Genomic DNA, 18,595 nt, shown 5'->3' with positions numbered 1-18,595 from the left:
CTAAACTCCAAGAACCATTTTACTTAAATTTGATCTCATCACGTCATTATTGCCAAAATGGATCGTCAATGCACGGGCATCCCGGTAATATTGTTCGAACGGATATTCTTTGGAATAGCCATACATCCCGTGTAATTGAATAGCGCTATCAATGATTTTTAATGCCTTTTCCGTGGTATTGATTTTAGCCTGAAAGACGGTTGGAATCGGTCCTGGTTTACTTGTATCCCTGTCACGGGCAGCTTGGTATAAAAGGCTTCGGGCTGCTTGAAGCTCAATCAGCATATCAGCAAAGCGCATCTGAACTGCACCCATTTCTCCTAGTTTTTGCCCGAGGATTTGACGATCCTTGAGATAAGTCTTTGTTTCATCAACGGCAGCCTGGGCTAATCCTAAAGCGATGGCCCCCGCGCCTAAAGCAGCCAATCCGCCTGCCACACCCATTACCTGAAGACCGGATCCAATTGATCCTAGCAGGGCATCACCTGAGAGGCGGCAATTTTCAAAAATTAATTCTCCTGTTGGGAGAGCGAGCATCCCAAGTTTATCCTCCAATTTTCCGAAGGTAAATCCAGGTGTGCCTTTTTCGACTAAAAACATACTTAATCCGGGTTGGCCTGATTCGTTTACTGTTTTCGCCATCACCAAATAAACATCTGCTGAGCCTGCACCACTGATAAAGGTTTTTGTTCCATTTAAAATATAAGAATCCCCGCTTTTGACAGCAGATGTTTGAATTGTAAATGGGTTCGAACCCCCGCCTGATTCTGTTCCAGCAAGGGCGCAAATCCATTCTCCCCGTGCCAGCGGCTTTAAGTATTTTTCCTTTTGTGCGGCTGATCCAAGCGCAAGAATGGCTAATGAAGCACCCAGATGTGTGTTGAATAGGAAGGCAGTGGAAGGGCAAGCCCGGCCGATGGATTCCATTGTAATAAGGAAACTGTATGTATCTGCACCCGCTCCTTCAAAAACCGACGGAAGCATTAATCCCATCAACCCTTGTTTTGAAAGAAGAGAGAAAATTTCAGCTGGAAAAGCTCCATTTTGATAAAATTGTTTAGATAAAGGTGCTATCTTTTCAACTGCCAAATCCTTCACCATTTTTTGGAGTTGAGTTTGTTCATCAGAAAGCAATAAATTCATAGCCCTAAAACCCCTTTCGATATCCTGAATTTTCAATCTATTGACATTATAAAGAAGGCTGTGCCATTGTTCTATGAGCTGTATCACAGAGTTCAATAAAATGTTATTGTTATAGTAGTGATATTTTTGCATCCTAGGAGTGGGTAAGATGATAAATTTTATCAAGCAAACAGCGAAAACGCTTTTTCCCGGGTATTTTGCTGTGGTAATGGCTACCGGCGCATTATCGATTGCCGCCTTTTTGCTTGGAATGAAACTAATTTCGATAGCTTTGTTATATGTTAATGTGGTGGCGTATATTATTCTGTGGTTCTTAACGTTGATCCGGTTATTTAAATATTTTCCTAGTCTTAGAGCAGACATCTCCAGTCATACAAAAGGACCCGGTTTTTTTACCTTAGTCGCAGGGACCAGCGTCCTCGGAAGCCAGCTTATTATCGTTGAGAAGAATTATTCAATCGCGGTCTTTTTATGGTACCTTGCCATATTTTTATGGATTTTGGTTATGTATACATTTTTCGCCGCCGTAACCATACGAAATGATAAACCTTCTTTGGCAGATGGGATTAACGGGGGTTGGTTAATTGCGGTTGTCGGGACACAGTCTATTTCTATTCTCGGCACCTTGCTTTCCCCGCATTTAGTGGCAGGGAAGGAAATGGTTTTATTTTTCACCTTGTGTATGTACTTTTTAGGGTGCATGCTGTATATCAACATTATTACCCTTATATTTTATCGATTTACTTTTATAGAGTTAAAATTCTCTGCTATGACACCGCCTTATTGGATTAATATGGGGGCAGTTGCGATAACGACCTTAGCGGGTGCTACATTGATTCTCAATTCACAAAATTGGTCATTTCTTGTTGAAATAACGCCATTTATTAAGGGATTTACCCTATTCTTTTGGATTACCGGTACTTGGTGGATACCACTCTTATTCATTTTGATGGTATGGAAGCATTTATATCATCGTGAGCCAATAAACTATGACCCGCAATTCTGGGGAATGGCCTTTCCACTTGCCATGTACACGCTTAGCACATTTCAACTTTCGAAAGCCCTCAAGGTCCCATTTTTAACCGTTATTCCGGACATTATGGTGTATATCGCGATGGGGGCATGGGTGACAGTTTTTATTGGACTTATTCATCATTTGTATCGCCACATTAAAACCAATCATAACAATACGGGTGTTGGGCATGGTGCCTAACACCCTATTGAACTCATAACATCCGAAGGCCCGAAGGAATTAGAGCCCCGGGCGTTATGAAGAGCTCATAACAACTGAACGCACGAAGAAAACAGAACTCTGGTCGTTATGAAGTGGTTATAACTCCCGATCGACCGAAGGAATCAGAGCCCCGGGCGTTATGAAGAGCTCATAACTCCCGAACGCACGAAGGAATCAGAGCCCCGGGCGTTATGAAGAGCTCATAACTCCCGAACGCACGAAGGAATCAGAGCTCCGGGCGTTATGAAGGCCCTTATAACACCCGAACGCACGAAGGAATCAGAACTCCGGGCGTTATGAAGGGATCATAACTCCCGAACGCACGAAGGAATCAGAGCTCCGGGCGTTATGAAGAGCTCATAACACCCGATCGACCGTAATAATTAGAACTTCAGTCGTTATGAAGGGCTCCATAACACCCGAATGCCCGAAAAAATTAGAACTCCGGTCGTTTTGAAGGGATCATAACTCCCGAATGCCCGAAAAAATTTAGAACTCCGGTCGTTTTGAAGGGATCATAACTCCCGAATGCCCGAAGGAATCAGAGCTCCGGTCGTTATAAAAGGTTCATAACACCCAAACGGCTGAAGAAATGGGAGCTCCAGTGGTTATGAAATTCAATCATTTACAAAAAAAGGCAAAATGTCCGCCTCAGGTGGACATTTTGCCTTTTTGTCTTTTTGCAATGCCTGACACCCAATTCAATTATTCGTAAGACCGCTCAAGTTCCTCGATTAGTGACCCAACATAAGCGACCGCTTTCTTGATTGGTTCCGGGCTAGACATGTCGATGCCGGCATGTTTTATCAATTCTAATGGTTTCATGGTTCCGCCAGCGCGAAGGACATCGAGCCATCTGTCAACCGCAGGCTGGCCTTCTTCCTGGATAATCTGCGCCATGGCCGTGGAAACAGCCAAACCCGCGGAGTAAGTGTACGGATATAACCCCATATAATAATGCGGCTGGCGCATCCAGGTCAGGCGGGCACCTTCATCAATCACCACCGTGTCTCCCCAGAACTCGGAAAGAACAGTGCCAGTTACTTCTGTTAATGTTTTCGCAGTCAACCCCCTGCCTTCTTCGGCCAAAGCATACACTCTACGTTGATACTCAGCCTCGAGCAGGTGAGTGACAAAATTATGATAGTAGGTTCCTAATAACTGCAAAACAACCCAGCGGCGCATCTGCTTATCATCCTTGTACTTAGTAAGTAAATGCTGGCCTAGCAGCATTTCATTCATGGTTGAAGGAGCCTCGATGAAATACATCGAAGGGCGGACATTCATGATTCGTTGATTCTTATTTGCTAAATAAAAATGTCCAGCATGGCCGAACTCATGTGCAAGGGTAAAACAGCCGCGCATGTTATCCTGCCAAGTAATCAGGATATACGGATGTGCCCCGTAAGGACTTGAACAGAAGGCCCCGGTTGATTTGCCTATATTGTCCGCTCGGTCGACCCATCTTTCATTAAAACCTCTTTCAATTACTTCACAGTATTCAGGTCCCAGGACTTTCAAAGATTCCAAGATTACCTGGCTGGCTTCTTCAAAGGTGGTACTTGGATTGAAATCCGGATCGAGCGGTGCTTTCAAATCACAGAAAAGCATTTCATCAAGACCCAAGACTTTCTTCTTCAAAAGTGCAAACCTGCGCATGTGCGGAGCCAATTCTTTAAAAATGATATCAATCTGATTGTTATACATTTCAAGCGAAACCTGCTGAGGCTCCAGGAGCATGTGAGTGACAGATTCATAATTGCGTAAGCGGGCAAGTGTAACTTGCTTTTTCACCTCTGTCGAATAAGTAGCTGCCATTGTATTCGTGTACTGTTTAAGCGTCGAAACAAAAGACTTATAGGCTTTACGACGAACATCTGTATCTTCCGAAAACTCATAGCGGCTTTCAAAAAGGGCAAAGGAGACCGGCAGCTCATTTCCGTTTGAATCTTGAATTGTCGCAAAGTCCATATCTGCCAATTTTGTCATTTGATAAATTTGATAGGGGGCACCATGAACGTCCCCGAGTGCGGCAAGAGCTTCTTCTGTTTCAGGGGAAAGCCGATGTTTTTTCGTTACTAAAAGCTCATTTAAATTTTTTCGGAATGGTTCTAACCCAGCCTCTTCTTGAAAAAACTTTTCAAGGATTCCTTTTTCAAAATCAAGGATTTCCGAATTGATAAACGATAGGGCAGCAATACTCTTTGTCCGTAATAAAGCAAATTTTGCAGAATTGGCTTGGTTTACCGGATCTGACCCGTCAGCCGATTGCTTTAAGTTCACATATGTCCAAGCTTTGATAATCCGCATCGAATGCTGCTCCTGTGCCGACAGGCAATCCAGCAAGGCTTTAGAACTTGTATGTAAAGTACCCTTATACTGATCGAAGAAGGCAATCTCTTTATCTATTATGTCTAACTCTGCTTCCCATGCCTCTAAAGATGGGAATAAATCACTGAGATTCCAAGTGAAATCCTCGGGTACTTCGGACCTGCTCAGCCGTTTTTCGATTGTTCTATCCATACATGTATTCCCCCTAAAATATTTAGCTTTCCTAAATTTTATCATATGATTCACCTAAAAATTTAGTCAACTTTATTTTATAGAAAAAGTTAGGATATCTCACAAACATCAGCTCTGATTTAAATTTCAGTGTTAGATAACCTTACAACTTTGCAGAATGTTCCTTCACGATATGCCATACTTGCATTATTAAAACGATTCCTGCTCGTTAAACGATAAAAATGAGCTGACAGGAGGGTGGGAACCGATGGTTAATTATTTTGTTCAATTCATCACAATCCTTTTGATTTATCTGATTGGAAATGGATTGGTGAACTGGCTTAATCTTCCTGTTCCTGGGAGCATAGTCGGAATGGCCCTTTTATTCCTCGGTTTGACCTTAAAGGTCTGTAAACTTAAATGGGTCGAAGCTATAGCACAGCTCCATATCAAACATATTACACTCCTATTTATTCCATTTGCCGTTGGAGTTTGGCATTATACGGGAATCTTTCGAGTTGAAGGATTAAAACTGACTGCCATACTCGCAGCCAGCAGCATCGCAGTATTGCTTGTTACGGCGGGAATGGCAGAGTTTTTCGAAATAAAAACAAAGAGGGGGAGGCAAAATGGAAAAAATGATTGAAAGCATCCTTTTATGTACCGCTGTCACGGTAATCAGCTACCTAATCGGATTGAAAGTTTTTAAGAGATATCAAAAGCCGTGGTTAAACCCTTTATATACCGTTACAGTTTTCATCATTTCGATGATTTCGTTGTTCCACTTAAATATGAAGGATTATACTTCTGGTTCTGGGGTGTTCTCCCTGCTTTTGGGAACAGCCACTGTTTCATTGGCTATTCCTTTATACAAACATATCAAGCTAATAAAAAAATATTTTTTGGTCATTCTATGGTCAGTCCTGTCAGGTACAATAACGGGTGTGGCGACGGTTGTGTTTTTGACCAACTTGCTCCATGTAAATAGGGAAATAATGATTACCCTCATTCCAAAATCAGTTACTGCACCCATTGCACTTTCTATTTCACAATCGGTTGGAGCAAGCTCTTCACTAACCTTGATGTTCGTTCTGTTTTCCGGTATTTTATCCCTTACTATTGGGCCTTCTATGTTAAAGTACGCGCGTATCAAAAGTGGAATTGCCAAAGGCTTAGCATTGGGAGCTTCTGCGCAGGCAATCGGGGCCAAGAGGGCATTTGAGTGGGGAGAACTCGAAGGTGCTATGGGAAGCATTGCTATGATTACCGCTGCCATCATTATGTCTGTATTCGCCCCTTTAATCCTTTATATTTACTGAACAAGATTGACATTTTGTAATATAAAAGAAGGAAGATGCTCAACTTCCTTCTCTTTTCTATTTCCAATAAAAATAAAAAATGTTTTTATAATATTTCGTCAACTCGTTGACCAAGCTATTTTTCCAATGATATCATGACAATGTAAACGTTTTCGATAAACATTATTTTAAAAAAGCATTTAAAAAAATTCATAGGGGAGGAAGTAAAAATGAGTTTCGGTAATCACGTCCAATTCAAGGTTTATCAGCAGTACGAGAAAAATATCATTCCGGTATCCTACGAAGAACTAGAGGCAAAGGCTAAGGAAAAGCTAGAAAATAAGCCCTATTATTATGTAGCTGCTTCAGCGGGTGCCGAAATCACGGCGAAGCAAAATAACAAGGCATTTGAAAAATGGCAAATTGTCCCTAGAATGCTTTGCGATACATCTTCTAGAGATTTAAGCATCGAGTTATTCGGCAAAAAATTGGCTTACCCAGTTTTGTTGGCACCAGTTGGGGTTCAGTCTATTGTCCACCCTGAAGGTGAACTCGCAACAGCCAGGGCAGCAGCAGCCATGGATGTTCCGTTCATTGCAAGTACAGCCTCTACATACAGTTTGGAAAAAATAGCTGGTGAGATGGGACAAGCTCCCCACTGGTATCAATTATATTGGAGTAAAGATAGGGAAATTGCAGCGAGTATGGTGAAAAGGGCGGAAGCAGCTGGCTATGATGCAATCGTCATCACCTTGGACACACCGATGATGGCATGGCGCGAAAAGGATATTGAGAATGCCTATCTGCCATTCCTGGATGCTCAGGGAATCGGCAATTATTTGGAAGACCCTGTATTCTGTTCAAGACTAGACAAATCTCCACAAGAGGATTTGCAAGCGGCTATCATGCTGTGGGCGAGGGTTTTCGGCAATCCGACTTTAACATGGGAGGACCTTGAATTCATTAAAGCTCAAACCTCCTTACCAATTCTACTAAAAGGAATATTACATCCTGAAGACGCAAGGCTTGCAGTAGAACATGGTGTAGATGGAATCATCGTCAGCAATCACGGCGGCAGACAGGTCGACGGTGCCATATCTGCAATCGATGCCTTACCGGATATCGTCGACGCTGTAAACGGTGAAATTCCAGTACTAATGGACAGCGGAATTCGAAGAGGCTCTGATATTATTAAAGCACTTGCGTTAGGGGCGAAGGCAGTTTTGGTCGGACGTCCATATATGTACGGTTTGGCTCTGGCGGGTCAAGACGGGGTTAAACAAGTTTTAAGAAACCTAATCGCCGATTTTGACTTAACACTTGCTTTATCCGGTAAACGCTCTGTTACTGAATTAAATAGAGATTTGTTAAAAAGAGTTTAGGGGGCAAGTAAAATGGGGGAATTGGTGTTAAACGCGATTCAGGACGAATATCCGGATGATTTTGCCTGGTGTTATGGCTGCGGTCGCTTAAATGAAGCAGGTCATCACTTTCGAACCGGCTGGGACGGGGAAAAAACCGTTACCATCTATACCCCAAAACCTGAACATCTAGCGCTGCCGGGTTTTGTTTATGGAGGGCTTGTTGCTTCCTTAATTGATTGTCATGGTACGGGTTCAGCAGCTCTTTTCCTGCACCGGAAAAATGGCCATGAACCGGGGGAAGGGGCTGAACCGCCTCGTTTTGTCACGGCATCCTTAAATGTCAATTTTATGAAGCCAACTCCACATGGCATACCATTAAAAGCGGTGGGCATAGTGGAGGAGATTCACCCTAAGAAATTTAAGGTGACAACCGAAGTTTATGCAGATGAAACTCTCTGTGCAAAAGGTGAAGTTGTTGCAGTTGTCATGCCTAGCACATTTGTCCAAAAGGGGTGATTAATGAAAAAAGCAGTTCCTTTACCAAAACCGGGTAAAAGGACTGCTTTTTCTATTTTACTTATCAGTTTTATCAAGACCGATAAAAAAATCTTCAACTATACTTTCCAATTTCTTTAGGTCTTCCTTCAGAATGCCCCGTAGTTGTGCATTTAAAGAAAAAAGGGCGCTTTCAATTAGGAATTTACGAGGCTTTTTTGTATCGAGCAGCTCTTCTTCAATAAAATCCAAAAGGCTAATAGAGGCAGATTGCTCATTTTGGCCCAATTTGTTTTTGAGGGTAAAAATGGCATGATGAATCCTCTTTTGAAAATCATGCTGATTTTTTTTACAATCAGGGAACCAGGATTCCAAAGTCAGCGGACTAATTAATTGCTCATCCTGTACCGCCACTTCATTCACCATATTTACTAACCGGTTAACTGTATAACGTACTACATGGCTGAGATTGGCATTTGAATCATGGGTCAATAGCGAAAACTTTAAGTTCTCTCTAAGCATTCCCATAAACATAATGGCACAATCTAATAAATAGTCTTTCTTTTTTTCGCCAAAAAGATCAATTAAACGCAGGTAAACCCAATGTATGTTTTTTACTTTTCCCCGTTCAATAAATTGCTTTAGGTCGGCATCATTAGAAACCAACACCTCTTCAAAAAGGGTGATTAACTTATTTTTTCGATTCGTCTTTAATTGAAGTTCAATCTGCTTAATAAAGATTTCAATATCTGAACGATCTTGGCCAATTAATAACTCATTTCGTAATGTCGCTAATTCCGAATAAACTGATTTAAAAATAGCAATTAATAATTCATTTTTTGAGGAAAAGTAATTATAAAAGGTCCCTTTGGAAATGCCGCTGTAATCTAAAATATCCTGAATCGATGTTGACTGAAACCCTTTATCAATAAATAGCTGATGGGCCATTTTGACAACATGCTTTTTTCGTTCATTCATCATTTATCACCTTGATTTTTTTTTGTACCGAGTGTATAAATTCATAGTACCTGAATTTTCACTAGTTTACAAACCAATAAAACACGCAGATTTTTTTATTGCAAAAATTGAACAGCGCGTATATTATTATGTAAGTATGAAACAGGGGTATAAAAAAATGAACAACTAGTTTATAGGGGGAAATAGAATGGATCAAACCATAAATAAATCCGGCCAGCCGCCATATGGCATTATAGCGGTGTTAATGGTCGGTGCTTTTATAGCGTTTTTAAATAATACATTATTAAATATTGCTTTGCCTTCAATTATGAAGGACTTGGATGTGGAAGCATCAACTGTGCAGTGGCTGACCACTGGCTTTATGCTCGTAAACGGAATTTTAATTCCATCCACTGCTTATTTAATTCAAAAATATTCAGTTCGACGATTGTTCTTATCGGCAATGCTATTATTTTTAGCTGGGACAATTCTCGCAGGTACTGCTCACGTTTTTCCTATATTATTAGGCGGACGGATGCTGCAGGCCTCAGGTTCCGCCATTTTAATGCCGCTGTTAATGAATGTTATGTTAGTAAGCTTCCCAGTTGAAAAAAGGGGAACGGCAATGGGCGTGTTCGGCCTCATCTTAATGTCTGCACCAGCCATTGGGCCTACCCTTTCAGGCTGGATTATTGAACATTATGATTGGAGAATGCTCTTCCACTTTATTACACCAATAGCCATCGTTGTAGTATTAATCGGCTTTTTCTTACTGAAAGATAAAAAAGAAAAAGTGAATATGCGTATTGATTTAATTTCACTTGCGTTATCTAGTCTTGGCTTTGGCGGAATCCTTTATGGATTTAGTTCCGCTGGAAAGCGAAGTACTTCAGGAGATACAGGCGGCAGTACATGGGGCCAAGGCGGCTGGGATGACCCGATTGTCTATGGCTCAATTATTATTGGAGTCGTCTGCTTGATTGTGTTTATTTTACGACAGCTAAAGCAAGAAAATCCTTTACTGAATTTCCGAGTTTATAAATACCCAATGTTTGCTTTATCTTCTGCAATCGCCATGGTTGTCAATATGGCATTGTTTTCTGGGATGATTTTGCTTCCTATTTACGTTCAGACCATTCGCGGCATTTCGCCAATGGATGCGGGATTGATGCTGCTTCCTGGAGCGATTTTGATGTCCGTCATGTCGCCGATCACAGGAAAATTGTTTGATAAGTTTGGCGGCCGTATCTTGGCGCTTACCGGTTTAACTATATTGACAGTAACAACTTTTATGTTTACTAAGCTTGAGCTGCATACTTCCTATACACACTTGATTATTCTATATTCCGTCCGGATGTTTGGCATGTCGATGGTCATGATGCCGGTATCAACGAATGGCTTAAATCAATTACCAGCCCGCTTATATCCACATGGAACAGCAATGAACAATACCTTAAACCAGGTGGCTGGTGCGATTGGTACTGCCTTGTTAGTAACGGTTATGACCAACAGGACTACTGCAAAGGCAGAGGAACTTGGGGCTGCTGCGCAGGCAGCCATGAAAAACGCTACCCAGTCTCCAACACCGGAAGTTATCGCGCAAATGAAACAAGAAATTATGATGAAAGCCATGTTAGATGGAATTAATTACTCCTTCATCTTTGCGACTGCTATCTCTGCAGTTGCACTAGTCCTCGCCTTCTTTATTAAGCGGGCAAAGCAGGCGGAGGATCCTAGTGAAACAAAGCCAGCAGGTACCAAGGTAACAACTAAATTAGCAGGAAATTAATCCGCACCAAATTTTTTACCAGGTATTCCTTTCGGATGCCTGGTTTTTATATATAATGGAAAAAAAGAGATGTTTCGGAGGGGAGAAGGAAGCTTTGAGAGTGATTTCATTGTGCCCGAGTAATACAGAACTGATGGAGTACCTGGGCTTGACACACCTTTTAGTGGGTGTTGACGATTTTTCAGATTGGCCTGCATCTGTTTCAGGTCTGCCTAAATTGGGGCCAGATTTATCAATAAATATGGACTTAGTTGAAGAGATGCAGCCAGATATGGTTCTGGCTTCACTAAGTGTACCCGGAATGGAGAAAAATGTAGAGGCCCTAAAGGAGCGGGGGATTCCTCATATTGTTTTAAACCCGCAATCATTAAACGATATTGAGCGGGACTTAATTATAACCGCTGAAATACTTGGAATGCCGGAACAGGGGACGACGGCCGCGAAGCAATTTCACGAAAGGCTCGACGCCATAAAATCCTTAGCCGCCAAGGAAACGAATCGTCCGGCATTATATTGGGAGTGGTGGCCAAAGCCGATTTTCACGCCGGGAAAAATCAATTGGCTGACTGAAATATCGGCAGCAGCAGGTGCCCAGAACGTCTTTTCAGATGTGGATTTGGCGAGCGTCCAGACAGATTGGGAAGATGTGTTAAACCGGAAGCCTGATTTTATATGTCTCGCCTGGGTAGGAGTCCGTAGGGAAAAGGTTCAAAAAAATGTTGTCAAGAAGCGGCTCGGTTATGAACGATTAAACTATTTGACAGATGATCGGATACTCATCCTCGAGGAGGAACTATACTGTCGTCCATCACCAAGACTATTAGATGGCTTGGAAAAATTATATAAGCTTATACATAAATAAGAAGGTGTTAAATATGAACGAAAAAGGGTTGAGAGGGAAGAAGATTATTATTTGCGGATCAAGAAAAATCGAAGAGATTAGTACGATTATTGAGAAACAAGGCGGAATTCCAATCGTCCGGCCCCTCCAAGGGACAGTTTTTTTAGCTGAAAAAGAAGTGGAGTCTGACCTAGTTAAATTTGTAAAAAACGGGACTGATTGGGTAATCCTTACGACCGGAATTGGAACTGAAACACTCGTTAGCTTAGCGGCAAAGCTCGGTTTGGAGGAGCTTTTCTTAAAAAGACTGCGTGAGGCTAAGGTGGCGGTAAGAGGCTATAAAACGATTTCGGCGCTAAAAAAATTAGCAGTACAACCGGTTGCCACAGCAGAAGATGGTACTACAAAGGGATTAGCTTTAGCACTTGAGTCCTACGAGTTCACCAATAAAAACATTTTGATACAGCTGCACGGAGAATTGGCACCGACGTTAACGTCGTTTTTTGAAAACCGAGGCGGGTCGGTCCAAAAAATCCTCCCTTATCAGCATATCGCGCCTGAGCAGGAGATGGTTGAAAAATTGTCTCAAGAATTAATGATTACTGAATGTGATGCTGTATGTTTTACTACGGCAACACAGGTTCACTCGCTTTTTAATTATGCACGGGAGCATAATATTTTTGATCTTATAGTATATTCCTTGAATAAAAACGTAGTAGCTGCAGCAGTGGGAAAAGTTACCGCTGAAGCCTTAAGAGAAGAAGGTGTAAACCGTTTCGTCGTTCCCGAAAATGAAAGAATGGGCGCAATGATTATCGAACTTGCTAAGTATTTCAACGCTTAACAGTATAAAAGTGTTCCTTTTGGAGCACTTTTTTCGTTTTGAAAAAATTGTCGATAAAAAAGTTTGTAAGGATAATTGCCAATACGCCATTTTTTTACATTTTTTTCAAGTGAATTGTGCTAAATTGAAAAGGTATTCAGAAAAGAGTACAGCTAATAATATTTGTGTATTTGATAGGATTCTTTTTACATAGTGATTAATGAATAGGGAGAACTGTTTAACAGGATGTAAGGTGTAATGACGATTTACAAACTGTAAAATAAATGGAGTATGCAGAGTTTTTGTAAAATATATATTGAAAAAGGGGGTTAAAAAAATTATATATTAAAGCGCTTTCATTAATGTTGTTTAATGAACAAAAAGGGAGGGCTTTTATTTGGCAATCGAAAAAACACAACGAATTTCCTTAACGAATCTTGAAAAAAACTTTCAAGAGGTTGAGCCGGGACTTACGAATCAAGAAGCGATAGATGAAGCTAATCGCTGCCTCTACTGTTATGATGCCCCATGTATCAAAGCCTGTCCAACGGGCATCAATATTCCTGCCTTTATTAAAAAAATTGCCTCTGGAAACTTACTGGGATCTGCAAAGACGATTATGTCGGCTAACCCGGTAGGAGCAAGCTGCGCAAGGGTATGCCCGACAGAGGAACTCTGCGAAGGAGCTTGTGTACTGAATCACTCCACTAAACCAATCATGATTGGCAATCTGCAGCGTTATGCGACAGATTGGGCCATCCACAATAATCAAACTCTATTTGAAAAAGGTGAATCAAACGGAAAGAAAATAGCGATCATCGGGGCTGGACCGGCCGGATTATCGGCAGCACGTGAGCTTGCACGGCTGGGCTACAAAGTGACTGTTTTTGAAGCTGCCAACAAGGCTGGCGGTTTAAATACCTATGGTATTGTCTCGTTTCGGTTGCCGCAGCGTATTTCTTTTTGGGAAGTCGAGCAGGTGGAAAAATTAAACGTTACGATCCGAACCAATACGATGGTAGGAAGAGACATTACGGTTGAAGAATTAATGGAAGGGTTTGACCGGATAATCCTTGCAGCTGGAATGGGACATGTGCCAGGACTTGGCATTTCAGGCGAGGAGCTGGATGGGGTTTATGATGCCATTGAGTTTGTCAAAGCAACCAAGGGTGGGGAACTGTCAAATGAATTTGTGGGTAAGCGTGTGGTTGTAATTGGTGCTGGGAATACAGCCATAGATGGTGCGACTTGTTCCATTCGGCTAGGGGCTGAAAACGTGAAGATCCTCTATCGAAGAACCGTAGATGAAATGACAGCCTACGATTTTGAATATGAATTTGCCAAGCAGGATGGTGTCGAGTTCCGCTGGCTGACTGCACCGCAAAGGATTATTGGCAACGAGAACGGCAAGGTGACAGGAATTGAGTGTTTAAAGATGAAGCTAGGTGAACCTGAGGCGGATGGACGGCGCCGTCCTGTATCGGTTGTCGGGTCAGAACATGTAATTCCGGTTGATGCTGTGGTGAAAGCTATCGGACAAACAAGACATCTCTCCTTAATTGAGCAGTTTGGACTGGAGCACGACGGAGGGGTGGTTAAGGTTGACCCAGTTACATTGCAGACATCAAATCCAGACATATTTGCCTGCGGCGATGTGATTTTTGGCAAAGGACAAGGGGAAGCGATGGTTGTGACGGCTGCCCAGCAAGGAAAAGAAGTTGCATATGCCATTCACAAACAATTTACAACGGTGGGAACTATTTGACTCGAGTCTATTAATCTCATGAAAACTTTAAAGGGGGAAATTTGATGGCTGATTTACGGATTAACCTCGCAGGGATCAATTCGCCAAATCCATTTTGGCTGGCGTCTGCACCACCGACAAATTCAGGCTATCAGGTTCAAAGGGCCTTTGAGGCGGGGTGGGGAGGAGCCGTCTGGAAAACGCTTGGGGATCCCATTTTGAATACAAGCTCCCGCTTTGCTGCCATCAGCTTTAACGGCCAGCGGGTCGCAGGCTTTAACAATATTGAATTGATTACTGACCGGCCGCTCGATGTAAATTTAAAGGAAATCTATGAAACGAAAAAGAAGTTCCCAAACCATGCCATCATCGCCTCTCTGATGGTCGAGCCGAAGCAGGAAAAATGGCATGAAATTGTTAAACGTGTGGAGGCTGTAGGGGTCGATGGACTTGAGCTAAACTTCGGATGTCCGCACGGCATGGCAGAGCGGGGCATGGGTTCAGCCTCAGGTCAGGTGCCGGCCCTTGTAGAAAAACAAACCTTTTGGGTAAAAGAAGTGGCAAAAACACCTGTTATCGTCAAGCTAACTCCGAATATTACCGATATTACAGCAACTGCGGAAGCGGCTTGTAACGGCGGTGCCGATGCCATTAGTATGATTAACACGATAAACAGCCTTATGGGCGTGGACCTTGATACTTGGAATACGATCCCGCATGTCGCCGGGAAGGGTGCCCATGGCGGTTATTGCGGTCCTGCCGTAAAGCCAATTGCCTTAAATATGGTGGCAGAGTGCGCCAGACATCCACAAATCAATGTCCCGATTTCCGGTATCGGCGGCATCTCCAACTGGCGGGATGCGGTTGAATTTATGCTGATGGGGGCAACCGGAGTCCAAATCTGTACCGCCGCTATGCATCACGGCTTCCGGATTGTCGAGGATATAATTGAGGGGCTGAATCATTACCTAGACGGCAAGGGAATCGCTGCTGTTTCCGACATTATCGGCAAATCAGTGCCGAAATACTCGGATTGGGGAAATCTTGATCTGAACTACAATATCGTGGCGAAAATCAATACGGATGTTTGCATTAATTGTAACAAATGTTATATAGCCTGTGAGGATACATCGCACCAATGTATTGAAATGCTTTCTGATGCATCAGGAAAAAGCTATCTGAAGGTGCGGGAAGAGGATTGTGTCGGCTGCAACTTATGCGCAATTGTCTGTCCTGTAGATGGGGCAATTGATATGATTGAAGTCCCCAATGAAATGCCGCCTATGTCTTGGAATGAACGTCAGGCTGCTATTAACACAGCCATAACTTGCAAAGTGGATACAACTAAATGATAGATTAGGAGGGGCTAAACCTATGAAAAAGATCGTTAAAAACGGAACGATTGTTACAGCAGCAGATACGTTTAAAGGAGAAATATTAATTGAAGACGGCAAAATCACACAAATTGGCGCCAATCTTTCGGCTGTTGGAGCAGAAGTGATTGACGCAAAAGGCTGCCTCGTCTTCCCCGGAGGAATTGATCCACACACCCATCTAGACATGCCATTTGGCGGTACTGTAACGAGGGATGATTTTGAATCGGGCACGATTGCCGCTGCCTTCGGTGGCACAACCTCGATCATCGATTTTTGTCTGACCAATAAAGGTGAACCGTTAAAAAATGCGATTCAAACCTGGCATAACAAATCCAAGGATAAAGCGGTCATTGATTATAGCTTCCATCTCATGATTAGCGAAATCAATGATCAAGTACTTAATGAATTGCCTCAAGTTATAAATGAGGAAGGAATCACCTCCTTTAAAGTGTTTATGGCGTATAAAAACGTCTTCCAAGCGGATGATGAGACCTTATTTAAGACGCTAGTGACGGCAAAGGACCTAGGCGCGCTGGTCATGGTCCATGCCGAGAACGGGGATGTTATTGATTACTTAACGAAAAAAGCCCTCGCGGAAGGGAACACGGATCCGATTTATCATGCCTTAACAAGACCGCCGGAGTTAGAGGGTGAAGCGACTGGCCGCGCTGCCCGCTTTACAGGTCTGGCTAATTCGCAATTATATGTCGTTCATGTTTCCTGTGCGGATGCAGTTGAAAAAATAGCCGAAGCAAGAGCAAAAGGGTATGAGGTTTGGGGGGAAACCTGCCCGCAATATCTAGTTCTTGATCAAAGCTATTTGGAAAAACCGAATTTTGAAGGTGCGAAATACGTATGGTCGCCGCCGCTCCGTGAAAAATGGAATCAGGATGTCCTTTGGAATGCGTTAAAAAGCGGCCAGCTGCAAACATTGGGCTCCGACCAATGTTCATTTGATTTCAAAGGCCAAAAGGACCTGGGACGTGACGATTTTACGAAGATTCCTAATGGCGGACCGATGATAGAGGATCGTCTTACCATTTTATTCTCGGAGGGGGTGAAAAAGGGAAGAATCAGTCTGAATCAGTTTGTGGACATTACCTCGACACGGATTGCCAAGCTTTTTGGCCTTTTCCCGAAAAAGGGAACGATTTCCATTGGTGCTGATGCTGACCTTGTCATTTTTGACCCGAAAATCGAACGGGTACTTTCGGCGGAAACCCATCATATGGCCGTGGACTACAATGCCTTCGAAGGAATGAAAGTCACCGGAGAGCCAGTTTCTGTTCTAGTTCGCGGCGAATACGTGGTCCGCGACAAGCAGTTCGTCGGCAAGCCAGGCTCTGGTCAATACTTAAAAAGGGAGAAATATAGTTCAACTTCACCGGTAAATCAGAATGAAACACTATCAATCTAGCAAATCTATTCTATTCTTGAACCACTCCTGCAATTGCTCGGGCGTGCTCGAGTGATTGCCCCATTAATGAATTATTCATGTCGGTTGTTTTCATTAAATTTTTTATAAAAATTTAACCGAATTGGAGTGTTCATATGAAAAAAAGCCATTTAAAATCACCCGATTTATTGCCCATCCAGCAAAAGGACCGGAAAATTACCAATTTAGGCTACTCCTTTATGTGGGTGGGGATGGTCGTCGTTCTTGCCACCTTCGCCATTGGCGGAGCGGGGGTCATGACCCTATCGCTGCCTTGGGTTATCCTTGCAACAATTATCGGAAGCCTTGCCATTGGTTTCTTTATATCTTTGATTGCGGACATTGGGATTGAACATGGGTTATCGTTTCCGGTCTATATGAGGGCGCCGTTCGGAACGATCGGAACGCATATTCCTTCGATTACCCGGGGTGTAACGGCGTCAATGTGGTTTGGGATTAACACCTATTTTGGGGCAACGGCAATGAACGGTATTTTAAATATTTTATTTGGCTTTGATAACTGGTTTATTTGCTTCCTGATTTTTGCGGTTGTTCAGTTGGTCAACACAGCTTTGGGGATTAAATCGATTGAGAGATTTGCGGATTTGGCCGCTCCGATTATTCTTATAATCTCGCTCTGGATGTACGTGTCGTTATCAGACCAGGCTGCTGCAGCCGGAAGGGACGTTTGGAGCTGGGTGGAATCACCTGTTACTGGCGGTGCTGCTTTTACGGCATTTTTGGTCGTTATTTTTTCCAACATGGGCTTTTGGGCGACATTAAGTGCAGATATTCCAACGATATCTCGGTTTATTAAGGCACCTGCCAACGAAAAGAACTGGTTTAAGCGGAATAAAGGCTCGTTGATTGGTAACCTTGTGGCGATGCCATTAACACAGACTTTTATGATTATTATTGGTGCAGTTTCATATATTGCGGTACTAAATTATGATCCCGTGGTGGCTCTGCAGAAGGCTGCCGGCGGCTTCATTCTTGCCATTTTACTATTAATGATTGTGTTGGCTCAATGGTCAACCAATACAGCAGCCAATGTTGTTCCTGCTGCGACCATTTTTTCAAACGTAGGCGGTCCTAAGTTTCCATTTTGGGCCGGTGTCATTACGGCTGGCATCGTCGGAACGGTCGTTCAGCCGTGGGAGCTGTTTGGTGTTATTATCCCGATTCTTTTATTTGTAGGGGGAATCCTTTCGGCCATCGTTGGTATTTTGTTTGCCGATTACTATCTGATTCGAAAAAGAAGGGTCAATGTTCCTGAACTATATGAAGATCATGGGCAATTTAAATACCTTGGCGGAGTAAACGCTGCCGGATTTATTGCTTGGATTATTGGGGCAGCAGCTTCTTACTTTGTCCCGGAATATGGCTTTCTCGTTGGCTTTCTTGTAGGTGCAGCCGTTTATTATGTACTGGCTAAATATTGGTGGTTTAAACTATTCCGTCAAGCCGAAATTGAAGAGCCGAGTGATGAAAAATATTTAGGAATTTCAGTAGGGCGGGACTGGGTTATTGAAGAGGAACGCATCTATGAACCGGCTGCTGAAGAACTTCCGGAAAATCTCGATTTATATTAGAG

At 42.8% G+C, this 18,595-nt stretch carries 15 protein-coding genes; 12 read left to right on the top strand and 3 right to left on the bottom strand.

From position 1 onward, the window contains the following. On the bottom strand, positions 1-1,143 hold the full coding sequence (locus tag ACFPA1_RS06530; protein WP_378581776.1) for an acyl-CoA dehydrogenase family protein: 1,143 nt from the start codon (positions 1,141-1,143) through the stop codon (positions 1-3). 148 nt (positions 1,144-1,291) lie between these two features. On the opposite strand from ACFPA1_RS06530, the gene ACFPA1_RS06525 reads away from it, so the two are divergent. Next, positions 1,292-2,356 (top strand): tellurite resistance/C4-dicarboxylate transporter family protein, encoded by a 1,065-nt coding sequence (locus tag ACFPA1_RS06525; RefSeq protein ID WP_378581775.1) that lies wholly within the window; start codon positions 1,292-1,294, stop codon positions 2,354-2,356. Positions 2,357-3,082: 726 nt separating this feature from the next. On the opposite strand, the gene pepF is transcribed toward ACFPA1_RS06525, so the two are convergent. Beyond that, positions 3,083-4,900: an oligoendopeptidase F gene (pepF, locus tag ACFPA1_RS06520; protein ID WP_378581774.1), complete on the bottom strand. Its 1,818-nt coding sequence runs from the start codon at positions 4,898-4,900 to the stop codon at positions 3,083-3,085. Between the two features lie 247 nt (positions 4,901-5,147). Here pepF and ACFPA1_RS06515 point away from each other — a divergent pair, with 247 nt between their 5' ends. The 4 genes from ACFPA1_RS06515 (at position 5,148) to ACFPA1_RS06500 (ending at position 8,057) form a co-directional block, all read left to right on the top strand. Then, positions 5,148-5,525, top strand: a complete 378-nt coding sequence (locus tag ACFPA1_RS06515) for a CidA/LrgA family protein (protein WP_378581773.1) — start codon at positions 5,148-5,150, stop codon at positions 5,523-5,525. Beyond that, positions 5,509-6,198, top strand: a complete 690-nt coding sequence (locus tag ACFPA1_RS06510; protein WP_378581772.1) for an LrgB family protein — start codon at positions 5,509-5,511, stop codon at positions 6,196-6,198. The genes ACFPA1_RS06515 and ACFPA1_RS06510 overlap by 17 nt, the downstream gene beginning before the upstream one ends. 209 nt (positions 6,199-6,407) lie before the next feature. Beyond that, a complete protein-coding gene (locus ACFPA1_RS06505) occupies positions 6,408-7,559 on the top strand; it encodes a lactate 2-monooxygenase (RefSeq protein WP_213139990.1) in 1,152 nt (383 codons plus the stop codon). Positions 7,560-7,571: 12 nt separating this feature from the next. Then, on the top strand, positions 7,572-8,057 hold the full coding sequence (locus ACFPA1_RS06500; RefSeq protein WP_378581771.1) for a PaaI family thioesterase: 486 nt from the start codon (positions 7,572-7,574) through the stop codon (positions 8,055-8,057). A 57-nt stretch (positions 8,058-8,114) separates the two neighbouring features. Here the strand turns inward: ACFPA1_RS06500 and ACFPA1_RS06495 are convergent, their stop codons facing one another. Continuing rightward, the gene (locus tag ACFPA1_RS06495) at positions 8,115-9,017 is read right to left on the bottom strand and encodes a TetR/AcrR family transcriptional regulator (RefSeq protein ID WP_378581770.1); all 903 of its coding nucleotides are present in this window, start codon (positions 9,015-9,017) and stop codon (positions 8,115-8,117) included. A 184-nt stretch (positions 9,018-9,201) separates the two neighbouring features. On the opposite strand from ACFPA1_RS06495, the gene ACFPA1_RS06490 reads away from it, so the two are divergent. The 7 genes from ACFPA1_RS06490 (at position 9,202) to ACFPA1_RS06460 (ending at position 18,593) form a co-directional block, all read left to right on the top strand. Next, positions 9,202-10,782, top strand: coding sequence for a DHA2 family efflux MFS transporter permease subunit (locus tag ACFPA1_RS06490; protein ID WP_378581769.1), 1,581 nt, complete (start codon positions 9,202-9,204; stop codon positions 10,780-10,782). Positions 10,783-10,876: 94 nt separating this feature from the next. Then, the gene (locus tag ACFPA1_RS06485; protein ID WP_378581768.1) at positions 10,877-11,644 is read left to right on the top strand and encodes a cobalamin-binding protein; all 768 of its coding nucleotides are present in this window, start codon (positions 10,877-10,879) and stop codon (positions 11,642-11,644) included. A gap of 13 nt (positions 11,645-11,657) precedes the next feature. Next, positions 11,658-12,467, top strand: a complete 810-nt coding sequence (locus tag ACFPA1_RS06480) for a uroporphyrinogen-III synthase (protein ID WP_378581767.1) — start codon at positions 11,658-11,660, stop codon at positions 12,465-12,467. A 376-nt stretch (positions 12,468-12,843) separates the two neighbouring features. Beyond that, complete coding sequence (locus ACFPA1_RS06475; protein WP_378581766.1) at positions 12,844-14,211, top strand: NAD(P)-dependent oxidoreductase; 1,368 nt, start codon at positions 12,844-12,846, stop codon at positions 14,209-14,211. A gap of 44 nt (positions 14,212-14,255) precedes the next feature. After that, entirely contained in the window at positions 14,256-15,542 is a 1,287-nt protein-coding gene (gene preA, locus ACFPA1_RS06470) for an NAD-dependent dihydropyrimidine dehydrogenase subunit PreA (protein ID WP_378581765.1), read from the top strand. Positions 15,543-15,564: 22 nt separating this feature from the next. Beyond that, entirely contained in the window at positions 15,565-16,983 is a 1,419-nt protein-coding gene (gene hydA / locus ACFPA1_RS06465) for a dihydropyrimidinase (RefSeq protein WP_378581764.1), read from the top strand. Positions 16,984-17,117: 134 nt separating this feature from the next. Beyond that, positions 17,118-18,593: an NCS1 family transporter gene (locus ACFPA1_RS06460; protein WP_213139998.1), complete on the top strand. Its 1,476-nt coding sequence runs from the start codon at positions 17,118-17,120 to the stop codon at positions 18,591-18,593. Positions 18,594-18,595 lie beyond the last annotated feature (2 nt).

The organism is Neobacillus sp. GCM10023253 (genome assembly GCF_042653105.1).
GTDB lineage: Bacteria > Bacillota > Bacilli > Bacillales > Cytobacillaceae > Neobacillus > Neobacillus citreus.
This window is presented reverse-complemented; position numbering and strand designations above follow the sequence as displayed.